Origin of the sequence: Haloferax sp. Atlit-6N (assembly GCF_003383195.1) — an archaeon.
In the GTDB taxonomy this organism is placed as follows: domain Archaea; phylum Halobacteriota; class Halobacteria; order Halobacteriales; family Haloferacaceae; genus Haloferax; species Haloferax gibbonsii.
In genome coordinates, this window is sequence record NZ_QEQJ01000084.1 from 1 (window position 1) to 647 (window position 647).

General features: G+C 58.0%; 1 protein-coding gene. It reads left to right on the forward strand.

Translation table 11 applies throughout. The annotated features are described in order from the left end of the window. Window positions 1-647 (forward strand): archaellin/type IV pilin N-terminal domain-containing protein (locus DEQ92_RS21275; RefSeq protein ID WP_115821745.1); only part of this gene is annotated, 647 nt, incomplete at both ends.

Consider the following 647-nt stretch of genomic DNA (forward strand, 5'->3'; position numbering starts at 1 on the left):
GTGGTCAGGTCGGTATCGGTACGCTCATCGTGTTCATTGCGATGGTGCTGGTCGCAGCGATTGCGGCGGGCGTCCTCGTGAACACGGCCGGCTTCCTCCAAGCGACCGCGGAGGATGCAGGCCAAGAGAGTGTAAACAAGGTGACGAATAGAGTCGACGTCGTGAGCACCCACGGGATGGTGAACCAATCGGGGGGCTCCACGACAATCGATACCCTAAATCTGACAGTGCGGATGGCCGCAGGCTCAGGGAGCGTCGACATAAACTCGACGACGATCAAGTATCTGAGCGGTTCGACCGCCAGAACGTTGGTCCACAACAATACGTCAACTGGCGTCGCCGATCCGAACTTGACGAATAACGAGTTCGTATCGGAACCGCTTGACGACGATGATACCTCGTATCCCGTCCTCAATAGTCAGGCTGACCGGTTCGAGGTCCGTATCAATACGTCCGTCGTTGAGGGAACCGACGTTAACGGAACCTCCACGGGTGACACGGTCAAACGCCTATTTGAACGTAGCAGAGGTATATGTTCGGTGAGTTACAAGAGAGCGTATGGTCCTCGAACGAGCGGCCCGCGGCCCCTCCAGTCACGTCGATGCCGACCACGAACCGACCGTCCAACGTACCCCGGCTCACGCCGA